We start from the raw sequence: 19843 nt of genomic DNA, 5'->3' as shown, positions 1-19843 counted from the left end.
GCTAGATAATAAGGGCTTGCCATTGAAAAGTAGTGTTTTAGGAGTATTGTTACTTTTATTCGCGTTTCCTAGTGCTGGCATGATTATGCCGTGGAATCAGCTTGAAATGAGTAGTGATTCGCCTTCTTGGGCCAATTTAGAGCAGTCAAATGGTGCTATTTGGGTTGTTAACGGTAGTTACGCTGGGGGGGGGGGAGTTGGTACTTATAAAGCCCCTTTCTCAACAATTAATGATGCCTTAAAGAGAGCTAGGCCTGGCGACGAAATTTGGATAGAACCTGGAGTTTATGAAGAGCATGTTAGGATACGAAAGCCTCGTATTACCTTGCGTTCTACAGAGTTACATCAAGCTAAAATAACGCAACCTATTAATCAGAAGAAAAAACAGCAAACCATTAGAATAGACCATACCGCTTCAGGTACGCGCTTAGTTGGGCTGGATATCAGTGGTGGTTATTTCTATGCAGTGTCTATGCATGTTCGTTGGAAGGGGGGGTGGCAAGATGGAGTCTCTAAGGTGGTTTTATCTCGCAACTTGATACACGGTAGTGGTAGAGACGCCATAAAAATCAACCCTTATGTGTGGGATGTATTAATTGAGAGAAATCGTATTTTTAATAGTGGTCTACGAGATTCTAAAAATGCAGAAGGGATAGATGCTGTCAATGCGCATGGTATTACCATTCAGGATAATTATTTTAAAGATACAGCCACCAATTCAGTTTATGTTAAAGGCGGCTCTTCAAACATTGTAATTCAACGTAATCTTTCTGAGAATGCGGGTGTCGCCGGAATTCTGGCAGGTTTTGACACGAGCCCGCAGTTCTTTGATAAAAAACGAAACCCGAGAATGTTCGAAGCTAGAGACGTGCGGATTGAGAATAATATTGTCATTGATAGTAATGGGGCTGGAATAGGTGTTTATTCTGGAGAAAATATTCGTGTTGTTAACAATACGGTATTAAACGCAGCAACCAGCTATCATGCTCCAGTTTATTTTGGTTTAAGTTTTCAAGATAAAGACCCGGAAGCTAAGCGCCCCCCGAGCCGAAATGTATTGATATATAATAATGTCTTTTCAAGTATTCGGACTGATGATGTGGTTTTTGAAATCAGGCATTTACATCATGCAGAATTGGGCCCCTTATCTTCTCTAGTGGGGCGAGTTATTTCAGATAACAATATATATATTTCTGAGGGAGATGGTATTTATTTTAACGATATGAGGGTGGGTATTCAGTCTAAAATTGGTGGGCTTGATGAATGGCGTCAGCATTGTGAATGTGATTTCGACTCCGAAGTTGGGCTTGTAGATGTTGAAATATCTAGCGTTAAAAACATCCCGTTGTTTAGCAAACCCTCTAATACAGAGTTTTCACCAGAGTTTGATTTCTATCAGAATAAACGGGCAGCTAAGACTTCGGTTGGAGCTATAGATATCCAAATGGTACCTTAATTGAAGCAAATTTATGAAAGTAGTTCATTTAGTTAGCAGTTTAAACTTAGGGGGCGCCGAGCGTTTAGTTTATAACCTCGCTATAGAGCAAAAGAAACTCGGCATTAAAGTAACTGTTATGTCAGCAGGAAAAAAAACGGACACGTTTTATTCACTACTAAAGGTTCAAGAGATTGATGTAGTTCTTATCGAAGGCTCTGTTTTTCAAAGGCTGTGGTTTGCACTTAAGCAGCTACGCAGGTTTGATATTGTTCATTTTCATTCGATCCCTCTAGTAAGAAGTATGTCCCCGGTAATTCCTTTGCTACTTCGGCAAAAAGTTATTTTTACAGCTCATGGAGAAACCTCACCTAAAGCTAGAGGTATGAGATTGTCTCTCGCTTTTTCTCGCTTGTTTATGTTTAAGATTCTTGCTGTGTCCGAGGCTATTAGGTACTCCCTTAAGGACCGGTTTGGTTATCCTGTTGATGGTATTGGCTTGATTGCAAATGGTGTGCCCATCGCCAATGAAATTAAACCTTTCCTAAATATTCCTCCTTTGAAATTAGGCTTTGTTGGTCGTTTGATTCCTTTGAAAAATGTACCATTGATAATCGAAGCTTTATCTTTATTAGAACGCTCTTCTGTAGAATTGAATATTTTTGGTGATGGCGAATGTAGAAAAGACTTGGAAAATTTAGCGTTAGAAAAGGGTGTGAACGCCATTTTTCATGGAAATGAGCCAAATGAAAAAATAATATATCAGACATTTGATTTACTTATCATAAGTTCAAATACGGAGGGGCTACCGATGGTGCTGCTCGAGTCAATGTCAAGAGGCATACCTGCCGTTTCTACAGATGTTGGAGCGATATCAACAGTAATCACTCACAACGAAAATGGATACTTGATTGACGTTGGCGATGTGGCTAGCTTGTCAGATATTGTTAGAGAGCTTATCCTGAATCCCAAGGTTTTGAGCTCTTGGAAGAAGGCTTCTTACGATTTGATTAAGCAAGAGTACTCTATTCAACAAATTGCTCAGAGTTATTCGAAATTATATAAATAGTCCTTAGTTTAAAGACAAATTATTGAATTGAGTGTGAATCTGTTCGCTTAATATCTTTTTTGTAAGCTTACAGCTTTCTCTTGGGCATTGAGCACTGTAAGCCAAAATAGCAGTGCTACGGTTTCCGTTCATTATGTTGCTTAGTTTTTGTCTCTTTAAATGGGTTCTTAGCGGCTGTAACCCGCTGTCACTAGCATAGCTATAAGCAAGCAAGGCTGGTCGGTTGGCTGCTGAACGGAAATAAACAAAGTTAATTGCTTGCTCAGTTTCTGAGTGATCAATGCGCAGGTTCTCTGGTACCACTTCGTTTAGATAAAATGAGGCTTTATTGTCTAAGCCTAAGCCGCTAAACAAAAACACCCAATAATTAAGCTCTATTTGATTAACGCTAAGGCTTTGCTGCTCCACAGACTGGTACTGAGCCACTTGAAGGGCTGGATGGTAGCTAGTTGTTGCTTTAATGTCTTCGGTATTTAACTTATTGGCATCCCATACTGGCCAATCAATTAAGCTTGGTGAAAAAATCAATAAAGCCAAAATAACAAAGACTAAACCGCGAAGCGGAGGGCCGTCAGCTTGATCTACCTTGGCTTGAACCATTAACTCGCTAGATAGCTTTCCGCCTACAAAAAATGCCAATAACAAATAGGGAATATAGAGATACCAACCTAGATTATTGTGGTCGTATATTATTTCACTTTGCATTTGGGTTTCATGACCTATCAAAATGATAGTGATGATGCGAACCCAGTTAACGATTAATGCGCCAAGCATGCAAATAACAAAAAACATGGCGGCATTTTTTACACTGCGAATGTTGAAATAGATGTACAACAAACACAAAAATAAAGAAGTAATAAAGTAGCGTAAACCGCTGCAGCCATTGGCTATTTCAAACTGCCCTGAAGGAATAGATACTACATTGCCTTCAAAGTAAGTCGGTACATGGGTGTAAGCCATTACCATTTCTACAACATTGGTCGATAAGCTTTGCAAGGGCGGCGACAAAATACCCCAAATCGGTGTGGCAAATAGCAGAACTAAAGCATATATATAAAGGCTTTTATGATGCTTAAAAACACTTAGTAAACTGAACAGCAACACAAAGGGTAATAGCGCTCTAACTGGCAAGCTAATTTGGCTTAGGTAAAGTAGCAACTCTATGGCTAAACTGGCAATTAACAATACTAACCACAAGCTTGCTCCTTGGCGAAACTGCAGTTGTTGGCGGCAATCGTAAAGCACATACAGAGCAACAATTGGGATTAAGAATGCATGTGAGTAGGTACCATCATCAAAACTATAGCGCCAAATATCTAATACTACCGGCCAAAAGAGCAAAGCAACTAAGGCTGTAATACCTAGAACAACAGCAGCTTGAAGTAAGCCGCTGTTGTCTAGTTTGCTGCTTGGCCCTGTCGCTACCAAAGATTAGCGTCCTTTACCGAACAAAATAATTTCTGCGGTGCGCACTAGAATTAAAAGGTCGAGCAGGAAGCTTCTGTGTTTGATGTAGTAAAGGTCAAACTTTAGCTTCTCAAGTGCATCAGCTTCAGTACTGCCATATGGGTACTTAAGCTGTGCCCAGCCAGTTAAGCCTGGTTTAACGTTGTGGCGCTGGTTGTAATAAGGAATCGATAATACCAATTCTTTTACAAAGGCAGGGCGCTCTGGTCGAGGGCCTACAAATCCCATATCACCCACTAATACGTTATAAATTTGTGGCAGTTCGTCCACGCGGTATTTACGAATAAAGTTACCCACTTTAGTAACTCGTGGATCTTCTTTTTGAGCCCATTTGGCGCCATCTTTTTCAGCGTCGGTACGCATACTGCGGAACTTGTAGATATTAAATGGTTGCCCGTTTAAACCAATGCGCTCTTGTGAGTAGAGCACTGGTGCTCGAATACCTTCTTCTAACTTAATCATGATGACGGTAATTAGCATCAATGGCCAAGTGAGGAACAATACAATCAAGCCTAAGAAAGTGTTACATACCCAGTCTAAAGAGCTACGTAAGTAGTTGGTTGAGTGGAAACCATTGCTGTAAATCACCCATGAAGGATAGATAAGGTTTACTGCAATTTGTCCCGATTCACGCTCGATGAAGTCGATAATGTCGGTGATTTCAACGCCACGCAGTTTACATAAAAATAAACTATCAACCGGCAAGTTAGCGCGTCGCTCATCGGCTGCAATCACTATTTCTTCTACGCCGTTGGCAAGAACAAATGACTCCAAGGGTTGGTCTAGCTCTAAAATCGTTTCGCGTTGAATACCGTCATCAGAATCACCAGGCATACGAATGAAACCGGCCATTTCGAAGCTTACTCGGTCAGATTTACGGCGCATACGTTTTTCAATAATACTGGCGCGTTCACCGGCGCCTAATACCAAAATTCGTTTGCGGCCCATATGCTCGTATTGCATTTTAAGCGCAAAGTAACGAATGGTGGTTAAGCCTATCATTACTGCAGCGTAAAGCAGTTCGCGGAAGTTACCTGGCAGAACATCTAAGGGCGTAAGTACGTAAATAACAGAAGATATGAAGTAACCTAAGGCAATGCTTACCAATAGGCGGCGTATTACCCCTCGAAAAGTTTCGCGAATCTTTTGGTTATATAAGCCAACTGACAATATTGACAGTTGTATTGGGAAGGTAAATGCCAAACAGTGTAATAAGAGTATTCCTTCGCCATAGGCCGGGATTCCTTCAAAGCCGCTAAAGCGGAGAAGTTCAACACCAATGACGAAAACCCCAATGAGAAGTAAAAATTCGGCAAGAATGATCGCTCTACTACCGGGATCTAGATTATGAAATTTCGAGCCAGCCACGCTTCTTCCTTGAAACAAGATATAAAAATAGTTTTAAGACTAATCAGTATACCGAGATTTAGTCGCAGGGCTACAAAAAATCGGTGTAACTTGTGCTCAGCTAGTTAAACCTAAGTTTGTTACCGACGCTTTACATTTCCAACAGCCAGTAGATAAATGTCGATATATTAAAACTATTTAGCTCAAGAGATTTACAACATGCGCGCTCGCACACTATCATGGAAAAAAGGATTACCTCAATCAATGTTACTTTGATGGACTCTCAGCGAAATGGACAGTGCTATGAAAAAACTCAATCAAGTAGTAATTAAATTGCTCTCGTTTATGGCGATAGGACTTTTCCTAACCGCTTGCTCGAACAACCTACCTGCTTTACCTGGCGCGTCGGTTCATCCGTCGCTTACTGCTAACCCGGCTGATTACAAATATTTGATTGGCCCCGGAGATGAACTCAACATCTTTGTATGGCGTAACCCTGAAATATCGGGCACCTTCATTGTGCGTCCAGACGGCATGGTGTCTACCTCCCTAGTTGAAGACTTAGAGGTGTCGGGAAAAACGCCTACTGAATTGGCTCGTCTGATTGAGTCGGAGTTATCAGAGTTCATTCGTGATCCGATTGTGACTGTAACAGTTGAAGGCTTTATTGGACCATTTAGTGAGCAGGTTAGAGTCATCGGTGAAGCTTTCGAGCCTCAAGCAATTAACTATCGTGAAGATATGACGCTGCTTGATGTGATGATTCAGGTAGGCGGCCTAACTGAGTATGCTGATGGCGATAACGCCCGCTTAGTTCGAGTGGTTAGCGGTGAACAGCGTTCTTATAAAGTACTTGTTGGTAAATTGATTCAAGACGGTGAGATTGAAGCCAATGTGGATGTTCTTCCTGGTGATATTATCATTATCCCAGAAGCATGGTTTTAGTCGGAGTAGTCGTATAAATGCAAGATTTAATTGAGGACTTTCTGCAATACCTACGAGGGGTATGGTTAAAGCGCCGTTATATTTTAATCGCTCTGTGGATTATTTGTCCTATTGGCTGGATAGCCGTGACATTGATGCCAAATCAATACACTGCCGAGGCTAGGGTTTACGCAGATACTCGCTCATTATTGCAGCCTCTACTTAAAGGGTTAGCTATTCAAACCGATCCTAGTCAGGAGTTGGCGATGATGGTAAAAACTCTGTTGAGCCGGGCTAACTTAGAAAAGATCGCTCGGGCTAGTGATGCTGATGTACGGGTGAATAACAGCACTGAATATGATGAGTTGTTAGATGATTTGAAAGAGACTATCGAAATCGATAAAACTCGTAGAGAAAATCTTTACACTATCAGTTTTGAAGCAGATTCCCCACAATATGTCCGTGATGTAGTGCAAGCCGCCTTGGATGTATTTGTTGAAAATACTCTTGGGGAAAAACGACAAGATACCGACACCGCCAACTCATTTATTAATCAGCAGATAGAAGAATACGAGACGCGCTTGATTGAAGCGGAAAAACGTCTGGCTTCTTTCAAGCAGGAGTACACAGCCTTCCTGCCCGGTAAAGAGTCTACTTACTACAGTAATCTTGAGAACGTTAAGAAGCAGCTGGAAGAAACTCGTTTACAACTTAGTGAAGCCGAAACCAAACTGGTGTCGGCTAGAGCGCAATTAGCTAGTGAAGAGGTCTTAGCCTCACAACAAACCGCGCGGGTTCGCACAGAGTTTGATGACCGTATTCTCTCCATGCAAACTCGCTTGGACGACTTATTACTGCGCTATACCGAGCGCCATCCTGATGTAGTAGAAGTGCAACGTCAGCTGGCTTCTTTGCAAAAGCAAAAAGACAACGCCCTGATTACAGCTAAAACGCCTGCAGCTATAGCCTCTGAATCAGTTATCTATCAAGATCTTAAAATTACAGTAAGTCAAATTGAAAACGATGTAGCTTCACTTAAGGTGCGTGAGCAGAGACACTCGGACAAAGTTGATGACTTAGAAGAGCAGTTACGTCAGGTTCCTGATGTAGAAGCAAAGCTTACAGGCCTTAACCGTAATTATGAGATTACCAAGTCTAAGTATGAAGATTTGCTGTCTCGAAGAGAAAGCGCGCTTATTTCACAAAGTGCCGGTAAAACCACTGACGACATTAAGTTTAGGGTTATTGATGCGCCGAGAGTTCCCCTGGAGCCTTCTGGTCCCAAGCGCCCTTTATTGATTGCTGGTGTGTTGATCTTTGCCCTAGCTGTTGGCGTTGGTTTGTCGCTGGCCTTTAGCCAAGTAAATCCAGTTGTTTCAAGTATTCAGCAATTGTATCAACAAACGGGTTATCCTGTATTAGGTGTGGTCTCTGCCACAGAAAGCTCCGGCTTGATGAAAGTGGAAAAGCGCAAGATGCGTTTATTTGTGTTGTCAAACGCGGTTTTATTGTGTGGTTTTGTTGGCTTTATGGTGATCAACTTACTGCCCAGTTTACACAGTAAAATAATTACCGGTTTAGGTGGATTGCTATGAGTACCATAGAAAAAGCAATGGGCAAGCTTGCTAAACAAGCCCGAGCTAAACAAGAGAATAGTGAACAGCTTGAGACTGCCGAACGAAACCAAGCGGCGGCTAGCAGTGACCCCTCTATAGAAATGGGTGATAAGCCAGTACTACAAATTGATTCTGCGGTTTTAAATCGATTGGGTATGCTGTCTGGTGTTCGTTCACGCGAAACTAGAATGCTCAGTGATGAGTACCGAAGCATTAAACGAAAGCTGATTAAAAATGCTTTTGAGCCAGGTTTAATTCCGCAAAATAAAAGTAACTTGATCATGGTTACTAGTGCTAACCCGGGTGAAGGTAAAACATTTACCTCTATTAACTTAGCGCTGAGCTTAGCCTTGGAAAAGGATAAAACAGTACTGCTGATTGATTCAGATGTGTTAAAGCCAACCGTGAGTAAAACCTTGGGTATTGGTCAACACATGGGCTTGATGGAGTATCTACTGGGCGAAACCGATGACATTGCTGATGTTATCTATCACACCAATATACCTAATTTAAGAATTATGCCAGCAGGCATGCCACACCACCTGAGCAATGAACTATTGGCTAGTGACAAAATGCGTTCTCTTACTGAAGAGCTAAATAGCCGTTATTCCGACCGAGTTGTGTTGTTTGATAGCCCTCCTGTACTCGGGGTAAACGAAACGGTGGTATTGTCTAACTTCATTGGACAAGCGGTGGTGGTAGTGGAACAAGATGGCACCAAGCTCGCTGCGATTAGATCTGCTGTATCGCAATTTAGCGATGAGCTGGCAATCGGATATGTATTGAATAAAGCAGTGCACGGCAAAACAGGGACTTACGGATATGGCTACGGATATGGCTATGGATATGAGGAAGAACGCAGCGCTTAGGGCAGTTGTTGCGCTTGCTATTGCTGTTGGAATATCAAGCTCGGTTAATGCCGCAGAGGTAGAGTTTCGCCCAGAAATTGGCGCAGAGCTGGTTTACACCGATAATGCAGGCCTTACTGAAGAAGCGCCAGAGTCTGGTGAAATTGGTATTTTGTCAGCGGGTATTGTCTCTGAAGTTATTGGTAAAGACGGCGAACTCTCTCTTGATTATCGGGCAAGACAAACCTACCACTCTTACGACTCCGAAAAAAATAAGCTTTACCACGAGCTAGATTTTACTGGCGATAAAAAGCTGGGACAATCCGGCTTTAGCATCGATGCTGTTGCATCTGTTGATATTTTGCCGGCAGAGGTGAGTAGCAATGCGATTACCGATGTGATTTCTGGAGATTTGATTCAGGGCAGTGAGTTAGGCCTTGGTTTAAATTATCAATCAAACCCACGTAAATGGGTAGATCTTAACGCTCGAGTTGCCAGTAGCTTATACCGTTATGAAGATGAACGTGGTAATAACAACGATTATGACGCATCACTGCTGTTTAAAAATGGCCAGAAGGTAAACTCAGTATTTTGGTTAATTGACTCTAGCTACATTCGCCGCGAAGCCCGTGGTAACTCTTCAGAAACAGAAAGCATTAAATATAAAGGTGAGTTGGGCTTGCAGCAACGTTCTGGCTTCAGCCCCTTTATTCGCTACTACGCAGAGAGTTACTTGCAAGGTGTTAGCTCATCGGAAAAGGTGGGTGAGTCAGAGAGCTGGGGGCCAGCAGTTCGTTACTTCCGTTCCCGCTTAAGCTACTTCGAACTGAGTTATAACTTCTCTTTAGATAAAGATAAAAACGAAGATTATGTGGGGGCTGCGGTTAATCTCGAACCCAATCGTCGAACCAAATTATTTTTTGAATATAGTAAGCGTTTTTATGGTGATGCCTATGAATTCACCTTCTTCCACCAAAAGCGTCGTATTAGTACCGACATTAGCTACATAGAAGAACCTACCAGCTTCGACCGTCGTTTCTTTGTTGAAGGTGACAGTGTAGAAGAGCAAAAGCTTGATAAAACCCTTAGATGGAATACCGGCTTAGACCTACGCCGTTCTGGACTTGATTTTGAGTTGCGCCACCAAACCCGTGAAGGCTTGCGTGATGTAACAGATTTTGTCAAAGACACTACTTATGGTGGCGGAATTAGCTTAGACCATAAGTTAAGTCGTAAGCTGATTATTGCCTTTGCATTTGATTACGATCACTACACATTTGATCGCCTCAATGGCATCGACCAAGTGGATAAGTACAGTCGCTACGATCTGTCTCTAAATCAAGACCTCATCGAAGGGTTCTTCCTCACTTATCGTTACCAATTTACTCACCGTAGCTCCAACATAGTGGGCAGAACCTATGACGAAAATCGAGTATCGATTAACGCGACTAAGCAGTTTTAAGTATGTATGAATCATTTTTTGGCTTAAGTGATAAACCATTTAAGCTTAGCCCCGACCCTAAGTTTTTCTTTGCTAGCCCTCACCATGATCGCGCGGTGTCTTATCTGCGTTATGGTTTATCTCAAGGTGAAGGCTTCATTGTTGTAACGGGGCCAATTGGTACCGGAAAAACCACTATCGCTCGAAGCTTATTAGCCTCGGTAGACGACTCGATTGTGGCTGCTCAAATTGCCACAACTAAGCTTAATCCCGATGAATTAGTTCGTTTAGTTGCAGCCCAGTTCAGTATTGATGTTGAAGGGCTAAACAAGGCCGACATTCTAAAGCGCTTTGAACAATATTTGCTGACCTTAAATAAGCAAGGTAAACGCGCCTTATTGGTAGTAGACGAAGCGCAGAATTTGCCAGCAGAAACCGTTGAAGAACTGCGGATGCTGTCTAACTTTCAACTCAACGACAAACCTCTTTTTCAAAGTTTCTTACTTGGGCAGGAAGAGCTTAAGCCAATTATTGAACTGCCAGAAATGGAGCAGTTTAGGCAACGGATTATCGCATCTTGTCACTTAAAACCCTTGGATGCAGAGCAAACCCAAGGTTATATATTGCACCGCCTCAAGCAGGTGGGTTGGAATGAAAACCCTAAGTTAGATGATGATATTTTCCAGCAAATTGCTGACTTTACTAAAGGTATTCCACGAAAGATTAATATCTTTGCTGACCGACTGTTTTTATATGCGTTTTTGGAAGATTTACACGCGATTAGCCAAGCAGACGTAGCTGCAGTTATTGAAGAAATGGCCGGTGAGCTATCTGGTTCTTTGCAAGGCACGCCAGAGCAGCAAGGCGTGTCGGATATTGATGCAGTATTGGGACGCCAATATGAAGACGGCACCAATACTACTGCCAGTATGGGTAATGCTGCCATCAGTGATAGTCAGTTAAAAGCAAAACTACTTGATGTGTCTAGCTACCTAGAAGAAGTGGTATTACGAAAAATAAAGATCATCCGTTATCTAGATAAGATGATCGAGAAGAAGCGTAAAGAAATCGTCGAGTTAAGCGAAAATAGCTAAGTATTGTTTATTGTCTGCTGCCGCAAAGCCTAGCTGATAAATGGAAGGTCATCTTTGAGTATTATTGTTGGTTTATTAGGGTACAGCATTGCAGCGCTGGTGTACTTGCTATTCAGCTTATTGTTGCTCACTACTAAGCAAAGTGGCTTTCAACGCCAAGCATTAAGCTTGGTGGTGTTTTTCACGCTGCTTTGGGCATCCTCTGGGGTTGCCCAAATGTGGATAGCACTTCCCCTTGGTTATTTGTTTGGTATTGAAACCCTGCGCAATGCGCTGTGGTTCTTGCTGCTTTACGCTACCATTGCCCCGCGTTTCGAGCTTAGTAATTTCATTCGCGGCCCTTGGCGTAAAAAAGGCTTGTTGCTGGGCCTGATATTTATCGCATCTCTACAAGTAGTCACTGCTTTGGCAGGCTTGCAGTTAAATCAGTTTTGGTTGGTAACGCAGCTAGCACAAACCGTAATTGGCTTGTGGTTAATAGAGCAGTTATATCGACGCATTGATATTAGCGCTCGCCCCACCATTAAACCTATGTGTCTGGGGTTGGGCGGTATGTTCGCCTTCGATTTTTCCCTATATGCCAATGCCTTAATTACTTCTGGGATCTCTTTTGATTTTTGGAGCCTGCGCGGTTTTGTCGCCATACTCGCTGCACCACTGGTGTTATTAAGTGCCCGAAGGATCAAGCGTTGGTCGACCAAAATCTATGTGTCGCGTGATGTGATTTATCACAGTACTTTGCTATTAGTGGCCGGTGGCTACTTACTGGTAATGGCTTTGGTGGGTTACTACATTCGATACGCTGGTGGTGACTGGGGCAGCATGGCCCAAAATGGCTTCTTTGCTCTAAGCGCAATAATTTTAGTGAGTTTGTTTTTATCTGAACGCTTACGCAAACGTTTAAAGGTGCAAATCACCAAACACTTCTTTGCTAACAAGTATGAATACCGTGAAGAGTGGATGAAGTTTGCAGCAGTGCTTGAAGAAGATAGCGTTTCGTCCTATAGCATTGCACTAAAGGCAATTAACCAGCCTTTCGATTGTCAGTATGCTGGCTTGGCCATCGTAGAAAACGGCCGCTATGTGGTTAAAGCCACCTATAATATTCGTGACGACGATTCGCAGGCTCAGTTATGTTTAGAGCATTTGGCTGGAGAAGCCATTGAGCACCAATGGATTGTCGATATTGAAGAACTGAAAGAAGATACCAGTGTGGTGCCGTTTCAAGTCTCCAGTAACAAGTTACAGCAAATTACTAAGTTTTGTTATGTCATTCCTATGAGCACCAGTGCAGGCTTTAAAGGGGTGATTTTACTGTCTGCGCCCTCTGCTATTCATAGTGTAAACTGGGAAGACCGCGATTTAATGCGAGCGATTAGTCGCCAATTGGCGGTTTTTCTTAACTTGCATCGTTCTAACTTGGCATTGGCCGAAAGTCAGCAGTTTGATACCTTTAACCGTATGTCTGCTTATCTGGTGCATGACCTAAAAAATGTTTTGGCGCAATTGCAGCTGATGTCGAAAAATGCAGTGAAGCATAAGCACAACCCAGAATTTATTGATGATGCTTTTGAAACAGTAGACTCTGCGGCCAATCGTTTGGCTAAAGTTGTGGCGCACCTCAGCAAGAAGCAACGAGTTGATACCGTAGTCGCTCCTTTTGGACTCAAAGCAGCACTTGAGCAGGTTGCGCAATCTCGTTCCATCAGTAAGCCTGTTCCGCAGTTAGCGTTCACCTTAAGTGATGATTTTGAGCTGGTTGGGGACCAAGATCGATTTATAAATGTAGTCTCGCATCTAGTGCAAAATGCTCAAGATGCTACGTCAGAAGACGGCTTGATCAGCATTCGCGCAGGCAAGCAAAGCAATGAATGCTTAATAGAAATACAAGACAACGGTGAAGGAATGAGCGTAGAATTTATTGATACACGTTTATTCAAGCCATTTGATACCACCAAAGGTAATGCTGGCATGGGTGTTGGTGCCTATGACGCGAAACGATTTGTCGAAGAACTTGGTGGGCATATACAAGTTACGAGTAATGTTGGCGAGGGTAGCTTATTTAAGTTGTACTTGCCCATTCACAAAATTTAGCTGGCTTAATGCGCCAGCAAAGCTGATGGAAGAAATAACATGGAAACGTTACTGGTTGTTGAAGACGACCCGGGTATTCAAAAGCAGTTAAAGTGGAGCTTTAGTGACTACGAAGTGATTATTGCCGGTGATAGAAAGGAAGCCATCACTGCTCTACGTCGTTATGAACCTAAAGTGGTGACTTTAGATTTGGGTTTACCGCCAGATGAAGCAAATGCCAGTGAAGGCCTGGCGACGTTAAAAGAAATGCTGGAGTTAAACCCAAAACTCAAAGTTATTGTTATTACCGGTAACGAAGATAAAGAGAACGCTCTAAGTGCGATTGCGATGGGAGCACATGATTTTTATCAAAAGCCGATTGACGACGACACCATGTCGGTGATTATCGCTAGGGCATTCTGGGTTGCTAATATAGAGCTCGAAAATGAAACTCTGAAGGGCGCCTCATTAGATAACAACGGCTTTTTAGGCAACTCACCACAAGTGCAGAAAGTCTGCCGCATGGTGGAGCGTATTGCGCCTACCGAGGTAACCACGTTATTGCTAGGTGAAAGTGGTACTGGTAAAGAAGTATTAGCTCGCGCTATTCACCAACAAAGCCCGCGCAAAGACCAACCTTTTATTGCTATTAACTGTGCCTCTATCCCCGAGAACTTGCTAGAAAGTGAGCTATTTGGTTTTGAGAAAGGTGCATTTACTGGGGCACATAAAACCACCGAAGGTAAAATTGAGTGCGCCAATGGCGGTACCTTATTCCTAGATGAAATTGGCGATATGCCCTATTCGCTTCAAGCTAAAATTCTTCGTTTCTTGCAAGAAAAAGTGGTGGAGCGAGTAGGCGGGCGCAAAGAAATAGCGGTGGATGTGAAAATTGTTTGTGCAACCCACCAAAACTTGCAAAACATGGTTGAGCAAAAAGAGTTCCGTGAAGATTTGTTTTACCGAATCAGTGAGATCACCATTAACATCCCGCCACTTCGCGACCGCGGTGAAGATGTGATTTTATTAGCACGGGCTTTCTTGCAAAACTATAACAAGCAAATGCAGCGCAATATTAATAACTTTAGTGACGATGCCATTACCGCCTTAAGCAGCCACCGTTGGCCGGGTAACATTCGAGAACTGCAAAACAAGGTGAAGTCGGCGGTTATCATGGCTGATAACAAGCAGATTACCGCAGATGACTTGGCCTTGCCGATTGGCGATGAAGAGCAAGTTAAACTGGCGCTGAATCTTCGCCATGTGCGTGAAGCGGCAGAGAAGCAAGCGATTAATAAAGCCTTAGCGCTAAGCAACGGCAATATTTCTAATACAGCTGGTCTGCTTGGTGTTACTCGCCCAACCTTGTATTCTTTGCTCGATAAATATGGTTTAAAAACTGACTAAGGTCGGTTTGTTTGTAAAGCGGCGAGAGTCGCTTGTTGTAGTTACTAAATTAGGCCCCACATGGACAAGTCACAAACAGAAATGAATATATTGGTCACCCCAGAGATGGCCAATTTCTCCGGTAAGATGCATGGTGGAGCCATGTTGAAAAAGTTGGATGAAGTGGCCTATACCACGGCTATTCAATATTGTGGAAATTACGCGGTAACGCTATCGGTAGACCAAGTATTATTTAAGAACCCGGTGGAGATAGGCGAGTTTGTTACCTTTTTGGCCTCGGTAAATTACACCGGTCGCACTTCCATGGAAATTGGCATAAAAGTAGTTGCCAAGAATCTTAAAGAGCAAACGGTTCGCCACACTCACTCTTGTTTCTTCACGATGGTTGCAGTTGATGAGCAAGGCAATTCTGCTGAGGTACCGCCGTTACAGCCAAGCACCGAAGTCGCTAAAAGGCGATTTAATGATGCGCTGCGACGCCGCCAGCGTAGAATGGAAAAAGCCTAAACGATAAAAAGGCCTGCAATATTTGCAGGCCTTTGTTTTGTTGGTACGTAAGGTTAATAGCCGTTAAGTCGGTCGATGTACTCCGGCAAAAATAGCGATATTTGCGGAATATAAGTAATCAGAATCAGGAAGAACAACAATAGGCTTAGCCAAGGTAAGCAAGCTTTAATCACCCATCCCATGCTCTTTCCAGTTATCCCCGCTGTAACAAAGAGGTTTAAACCAACAGGTGGTGTAAGCATACCGATTTCCATGTTCACTACCATAATGATCCCAAGGTGAATCGGGTCGATACCAAGTTGCGTAGCAATAGGGAACAAAATGGGAGCCATGATCAGCAAGATGGCTGAGGGCTCCATAAAGTTACCGGCAATCAGCAATAAGATATTTACCACCACCAAAAATGCCCAAGGTTGCAGGCCATAAGCAACTATCGACTCCGCAATCATGTGCGGGATCCGCTCGGTAGTTAATACATGAGCAAATAACATGGCATTAGCAATGATAAACAGCAGCATTATGCTCACTTTAGCGGCGTCTTTTAATACTTGACGTACCTCAGGGTCGCTTACCGACTTGAAAATGCTAATGGGGAATAACAATAAGTTTCGGCCTATAGCAGCGCCAAGGTTTTCACCCTCATTTTGCCACGCTTGATGTTTAATCGGGCCGATATCCCGATAGCCATATACCGAAACTAAAAATGCATAAATTGCGGCAACCGATGCCGCCTCGGTTGGGCTGGCTACACCTCCATAGATAGAGCCAAGTACAATCACAATCAGCATTAACCCACCAGTGGCCTTTAGTGCTGAAATTGCCCACTTCCTGCAACCAGGGTAGGCTTGAGCGGGCAAGTTTTTAATCCGCGCAACAATGTAGATAGCAATCATCAAGATCGTGCCCATCATGATGCCGGGGATAAAGCCGGCCATAAACATCCGAGAAGCTGAGACTTCGGTGGCAGCAGCGTACACCAGCATTACAATCGAAGGCGGGATGAGAATGCCTAAGGTTCCTGCATTGGCAATCACCCCCGCAGCAAGAGATTCTGGGTAGCCAGAGCGCACCATACCCGCAATCACAATCGAGCCAATGGCCGCAACGGTCGCAGGGCTTGAGCCAGATACCGCAGCAAACAGCATGCAGGCTAATACTGAGGCCATGGCTAAGCCACCACGAATATGCCCCACGCTATCCATAGCGAAGTTAATCAATCTGCGAGCCACTCCGCCAGTAGAAAGAAAGGCGGATGACAGAATAAAGAAGGGAATGGCTAATAAAGTGTAATGTTCAGAGGTGGCTTCAAATAGCTTTAATGCTACCGATGCCAAGGAGTCGTTTGAAAATAAAAGGATGGTTGTCATGCTGGCAAACCCAAGCGCAATGGCGATGGGCATACCAATAATCATGCAAACAAACAGTAGAATAAACAGAGTAAAAGTTGTCATGGTCAGTTCCTTTGCCGCAAGCGCTTATTGTTTTTTTAGTTCGTCGGCGAGTTGCATGCTTTCCTTGGCTTCGTCTGCCAAATGAAAACCATCTTGCTGGTTGGTGAATACTTTCCAGCCCACTTCCAAAAACCGAATTACCAGCAATACAAAACCAATGAACAATACACTCATGGTTTTCCATTTTTCGATGGGAAGGTCTTCCATTTCAATGCCGATGCGGGCCAGCTTGCTTAGGTATACCCAAGAGCCATACATAAATAAGCCGCAGTAAAACAAGCACAGCGCTAAGGCAACTAAGGTTAGCCACTTACGTTGAGTGGGAGGCAGCACTTTGACAAAGGCGTCTACACCAATGTGGGCGCCTTCTCGCACACCCCAGCTGGCACCAAGAAGTACTAACCAGGCCGAGCAGTACAAGGTGACTTCTTGCACCCAATGGATGCCAGAGTTGAATACAAAGCGCATGATTACTTCTACAAAAACCAGCAGCGTCATGGCGACCAGCAAGAATGCGATGAAGTTTTCTTCAAAGCGGCGAAACCAAGTAACAAAGGTCATGTGATGTCCTTATCGAAGAGCCAAAACCAAGGGAAGTTAGCGCAAGGCGAGGGGACCTTACGCCAACTCTGTTATTGGTTGGCCGCTACTGCAGCATCAATAATGTTTTTGCCAATTTCACTTTCGAATTGCTGCCAAACCGGTTTCATTGCTTCTACCCATTGCTGACGTTGCTCTGGACTTAATGAAATGATTTCTGAACGGTTTGAAGCCATGATATTGGCTTTATCTTTATCGGCTTTTTGCGCAGCAATCTGGTTGCCATGCGCAACGGCTTCGTCCAAGGCGGTTTTTAACTCGCTGCGAATGTCGTCGGGTAGCTCATGCCAAAACTCTGCAGAGGTTACTATTAAGTAGTCCAATACACCGTGGTTTGATTCGGTAATGCTGGCTTGAACCTCAAAGAATTTTTTTGAGTAAATGTTCGACCAAGTGTTCTCTTGTCCATCAATGGCGCGAGTTTGTAGTAGGGTGAATACTTCTGAAAAGGGCTTTTTAAGCGGCACAGCATCAACGGCTTCAAATTGAGCAGCTAATACATCGGAAGACATAATCCGGAATTTCTTACCTTTCGCATCGGCTGGTGTATAAAGTGGCTCGTTAGCAGATAGCTGCTTCATCCCGTTGTGCAGGTAGCCCAAACCCACTAAGCCTTTGCTCTCTAGTGAAGATAATAGTTCTTGGCCAGAGGGACTCGCTTGGAAGCGCTCTACTGCTGCCATGTCTTGAAATAGGAAAGGTAGGTCGAAGACCTGCAGTTTTTTGGTGTATTTTTTGAATTTAGATAGAGAGGGCGATATCAACTCCACATCACCTAGCAGTAAGGCTTCTAGCTCTTTACCATCTCCGTAAAGCTGAGAGTTAGGGTAAACCTTCACTTCTACTTTACCCGGTAAACGTTGGTCGACGAGCTCTTTAAACTTTAAGGCCATTTGACCTTTAGGGGTGTTCTCTGCAACAACATGTGAAAATTTTAGCTCGATAGGCGCAGCACTTAGGGTACTGGCAAATGCAAAACTTAAAGCGGCGAGCGTGCTTGCTAATAGCTTCATTATGTCCGTCCTTGTCTAGGGTTAGTTGTTTACAACGCTAAACCCTAGAGCAAGCAGCACGCCAAGTTTTCATGATTCTGGTAAGTGTTTGAATAGCTTGATTTAGTTATGCCTTTCTACAGCGGGAGATTAATTTTCTTGGTGAGGAATGGGGGGATCTCCCCCCGTGAGCTTTGGCTTAATGGGTCGGTTTCGACCCATTAAAAAGTATCATTATCTTTGTAGTCACCCTTGTCCAATTGATACTTCTTCATTTTCTCGTATAAGGTTTTACGACCTATTTGCAGTTCTTCTTGTACCGCTTTTAGTTGGCCATTATGGCGTTGTAAGGCATCTTGCAATAGGGTGCGTTCAAAGCGGTAAAGCTGCTCGGCCAGGTTGAGTGATTGCTGGTGGTTGTTACTCTCATTAAAAGCGGCTTCTTCGCCCATCAGTACCCAACGTTCTGCCAAGTTTCTCAGCTCACGCACATTACCAGGCCAATCATGGTTCATTAACTCCGCAAGACGGCCGGGTGATACCTCTGGGCTGTTAAGTTGATAGCGAGCAGCGGCTACTCGTAGGAAGTTTTCCAGCAACAGCGGGATATCTTCACTGCGCTCTCTCAAGGCAGGAATGTGTACCTCAACCACGTTTAGGCGATAATACAAATCACTACGAAACTTACCTTGCTCACCTAGTTCTTGTAAATCACTCTTGGTGGCGGCGATGACCCTAATGTTAAGAGAAGTGGCTTGATTACTGCCCAAAGGTTCCACGCTGCGCTCTTCTAGCACTCGGAGTAACTTTATTTGCAGTGCTATTGGCATGCTTTCAATTTCATCTAGAAATAAGGTGCCATGGTTAGCAAAGGCTATCTTTCCAATGCGTTTTTTTTGGGCGCCAGTAAATGCGCCAGCCTCATGACCAAAAAGCTCGCTTTCAATCATGGTCTCTGGCACTGCGCCGCAGTTAATCGCCACAAAAGGCTGTTTGGCGCGCACGCTATGGTCATGTAAAAAGCGCGCAACCAGTTCTTTACCGGTGCCTGTTTCACCATGAATTAATACATCAGCAGGGGTATCTTTAATATGGCTAAGAATTTTGCGCATGCGGGTGATTGCAGGCGTAGAGCCAAGTATCCGTGGTCCTGGGCCACTTTGAGCATCTAGTTCGGCTTTTAACTCGCGGTTTTCTAAGGTGAGGCGGCGTTTTTCTATGGCTCTTTGCAGAACATCTAACAAGTGGCTGGTGGAAAAAGGCTTCTCTAAGAAATCATAAGCACCATCGCGTATCGCCTTAATGGCCATAGATATATCACCATGGCCGGTAAGCAAAATAATCGGTAAATCGGCATCAATTTGATGGGCTTGTTGCATCATCTCTAAGCCGCTTAAACCTGGCATATTGATGTCTGAAATGATTACGCCTGGCCAGGTAGGTTTAATTTGCCGTAAAGCCTGTTCGGCATTTTCAAAGCGCAGACATTCGTAGTCTTCTAACTCTAAAGTTTGTCCCAGAGAGCGCAAAATATCGGGGTCGTCATCGATGATTATTACCGGTGTATACACA

The 19843-nt window shown here is 43.6% G+C and carries 16 protein-coding genes; 10 read left to right on the top strand and 6 right to left on the bottom strand.

Going from position 1 to position 19843, the window contains the following annotated elements; genetic code table 11:
- The first annotated feature begins 22 nt into the window (after nucleotides 1–22).
- Both K5609_RS18360 and K5609_RS18355 read left to right on the top strand, forming a co-directional pair.
- Nucleotides 23–1456 (top strand): right-handed parallel beta-helix repeat-containing protein, encoded by a 1434-nt coding sequence (locus K5609_RS18360; RefSeq protein ID WP_221074900.1) that lies wholly within the window; start codon nucleotides 23–25, stop codon nucleotides 1454–1456.
- 13 nt (nucleotides 1457–1469) lie between these two features.
- Nucleotides 1470–2504: a glycosyltransferase family 4 protein gene (locus K5609_RS18355; RefSeq protein WP_221074899.1), complete on the top strand. Its 1035-nt coding sequence runs from the start codon at nucleotides 1470–1472 to the stop codon at nucleotides 2502–2504.
- A 3-nt stretch (nucleotides 2505–2507) separates the two neighbouring features.
- Here K5609_RS18355 and xrt read toward each other — a convergent pair whose 3' ends face one another.
- On the bottom strand, nucleotides 2508–3932 hold the full coding sequence (xrt, locus tag K5609_RS18350; protein ID WP_221074898.1) for an exosortase: 1425 nt from the start codon (nucleotides 3930–3932) through the stop codon (nucleotides 2508–2510).
- 3 nt (nucleotides 3933–3935) lie between these two features.
- On the bottom strand, nucleotides 3936–5339 hold the full coding sequence (locus K5609_RS18345) for a TIGR03013 family XrtA/PEP-CTERM system glycosyltransferase (RefSeq protein ID WP_221074897.1): 1404 nt from the start codon (nucleotides 5337–5339) through the stop codon (nucleotides 3936–3938).
- A 282-nt stretch (nucleotides 5340–5621) separates the two neighbouring features.
- Between K5609_RS18345 and K5609_RS18340 the strand changes: the two genes are divergently transcribed.
- From K5609_RS18340 to K5609_RS18305, 8 genes are read left to right on the top strand one after another with little or no spacing between them, the layout of a single operon-like run.
- Complete coding sequence (locus tag K5609_RS18340) at nucleotides 5622–6263, top strand: XrtA/PEP-CTERM system exopolysaccharide export protein (protein ID WP_246611893.1); 642 nt, start codon at nucleotides 5622–5624, stop codon at nucleotides 6261–6263.
- A gap of 17 nt (nucleotides 6264–6280) precedes the next feature.
- Nucleotides 6281–7837 (top strand): XrtA system polysaccharide chain length determinant, encoded by a 1557-nt coding sequence (locus K5609_RS18335; RefSeq protein ID WP_221074895.1) that lies wholly within the window; start codon nucleotides 6281–6283, stop codon nucleotides 7835–7837.
- Nucleotides 7834–8727 (top strand): XrtA-associated tyrosine autokinase, encoded by an 894-nt coding sequence (locus K5609_RS18330; RefSeq protein WP_221074894.1) that lies wholly within the window; start codon nucleotides 7834–7836, stop codon nucleotides 8725–8727. Before K5609_RS18335 ends, K5609_RS18330 begins: the two co-directional genes overlap by 4 nt.
- Nucleotides 8681–10168, top strand: coding sequence for a TIGR03016 family PEP-CTERM system-associated outer membrane protein (locus K5609_RS18325; RefSeq protein ID WP_221074893.1), 1488 nt, complete (start codon nucleotides 8681–8683; stop codon nucleotides 10166–10168). Before K5609_RS18330 ends, K5609_RS18325 begins: the two co-directional genes overlap by 47 nt.
- A 2-nt stretch (nucleotides 10169–10170) precedes the next feature.
- Complete coding sequence (locus K5609_RS18320) at nucleotides 10171–11241, top strand: XrtA/PEP-CTERM system-associated ATPase (protein ID WP_221074892.1); 1071 nt, start codon at nucleotides 10171–10173, stop codon at nucleotides 11239–11241.
- A gap of 54 nt (nucleotides 11242–11295) precedes the next feature.
- Complete coding sequence (gene prsK, locus K5609_RS18315; RefSeq protein WP_221074891.1) at nucleotides 11296–13335, top strand: XrtA/PEP-CTERM system histidine kinase PrsK; 2040 nt, start codon at nucleotides 11296–11298, stop codon at nucleotides 13333–13335.
- Between the two features lie 39 nt (nucleotides 13336–13374).
- The gene (gene prsR, locus K5609_RS18310) at nucleotides 13375–14721 is read left to right on the top strand and encodes a PEP-CTERM-box response regulator transcription factor (protein ID WP_221074890.1); all 1347 of its coding nucleotides are present in this window, start codon (nucleotides 13375–13377) and stop codon (nucleotides 14719–14721) included.
- A 60-nt stretch (nucleotides 14722–14781) separates the two neighbouring features.
- The gene (locus K5609_RS18305; RefSeq protein WP_163133269.1) at nucleotides 14782–15228 is read left to right on the top strand and encodes an acyl-CoA thioesterase; all 447 of its coding nucleotides are present in this window, start codon (nucleotides 14782–14784) and stop codon (nucleotides 15226–15228) included.
- A gap of 53 nt (nucleotides 15229–15281) precedes the next feature.
- Here the strand turns inward: K5609_RS18305 and K5609_RS18300 are convergent, their stop codons facing one another.
- The 4 genes from K5609_RS18300 to K5609_RS18285 all read right to left on the bottom strand — a co-directional run bounded on the left by K5609_RS18300 (nucleotide 15282) and on the right by K5609_RS18285 (nucleotide 19842).
- On the bottom strand, nucleotides 15282–16679 hold the full coding sequence (locus tag K5609_RS18300; protein WP_221074889.1) for a TRAP transporter large permease: 1398 nt from the start codon (nucleotides 16677–16679) through the stop codon (nucleotides 15282–15284).
- A gap of 24 nt (nucleotides 16680–16703) precedes the next feature.
- A complete protein-coding gene (locus K5609_RS18295) occupies nucleotides 16704–17240 on the bottom strand; it encodes a TRAP transporter small permease (RefSeq protein WP_221074888.1) in 537 nt (178 codons plus the stop codon).
- Between the two features lie 71 nt (nucleotides 17241–17311).
- Nucleotides 17312–18292, bottom strand: a complete 981-nt coding sequence (locus K5609_RS18290; RefSeq protein ID WP_221074887.1) for a TRAP transporter substrate-binding protein — start codon at nucleotides 18290–18292, stop codon at nucleotides 17312–17314.
- Nucleotides 18293–18492: 200 nt separating this feature from the next.
- Nucleotides 18493–19842 carry a sigma-54-dependent transcriptional regulator gene (locus K5609_RS18285; protein WP_221074886.1) on the bottom strand — a complete coding sequence of 450 codons (1350 nt, stop codon included), beginning with the start codon at nucleotides 19840–19842 and terminating at the stop codon, nucleotides 18493–18495.
- Between the last annotated feature and the right edge of the window lies 1 nt (nucleotide 19843).

The organism is Agarivorans aestuarii, assembly GCF_019670125.1.
Lineage (GTDB): Bacteria > Pseudomonadota > Gammaproteobacteria > Enterobacterales > Celerinatantimonadaceae > Agarivorans > Agarivorans aestuarii.
The sequence above is the reverse complement of the archived record's forward strand: the minus strand, read 5'-3'. Positions and strand labels throughout refer to the sequence as shown.

Coding starts and splice junctions, on each gene's coding strand:
- K5609_RS18355 (WP_221074899.1), top strand. CDS start 1,470: ATGAAAGTAGTTCATTTAGTTAGCAGTTTAAACTTAGGGGGCGCCGAG.
- K5609_RS18340 (WP_246611893.1), top strand. CDS start 5,622: ATGAAAAAACTCAATCAAGTAGTAATTAAATTGCTCTCGTTTATGGCG.
- K5609_RS18335 (WP_221074895.1), top strand. CDS start 6,281: ATGCAAGATTTAATTGAGGACTTTCTGCAATACCTACGAGGGGTATGG.
- K5609_RS18330 (WP_221074894.1), top strand. CDS start 7,834: ATGAGTACCATAGAAAAAGCAATGGGCAAGCTTGCTAAACAAGCCCGA.
- K5609_RS18325 (WP_221074893.1), top strand. CDS start 8,681: ATGGCTACGGATATGGCTATGGATATGAGGAAGAACGCAGCGCTTAGG.
- K5609_RS18320 (WP_221074892.1), top strand. CDS start 10,171: ATGTATGAATCATTTTTTGGCTTAAGTGATAAACCATTTAAGCTTAGC.
- prsR (WP_221074890.1), top strand. CDS start 13,375: ATGGAAACGTTACTGGTTGTTGAAGACGACCCGGGTATTCAAAAGCAG.
- K5609_RS18305 (WP_163133269.1), top strand. CDS start 14,782: ATGGACAAGTCACAAACAGAAATGAATATATTGGTCACCCCAGAGATG.
- K5609_RS18300 (WP_221074889.1), bottom strand. CDS start 16,679: ATGACAACTTTTACTCTGTTTATTCTACTGTTTGTTTGCATGATTATT.
- K5609_RS18295 (WP_221074888.1), bottom strand. CDS start 17,240: ATGACCTTTGTTACTTGGTTTCGCCGCTTTGAAGAAAACTTCATCGCA.
- K5609_RS18290 (WP_221074887.1), bottom strand. CDS start 18,292: ATGAAGCTATTAGCAAGCACGCTCGCCGCTTTAAGTTTTGCATTTGCC.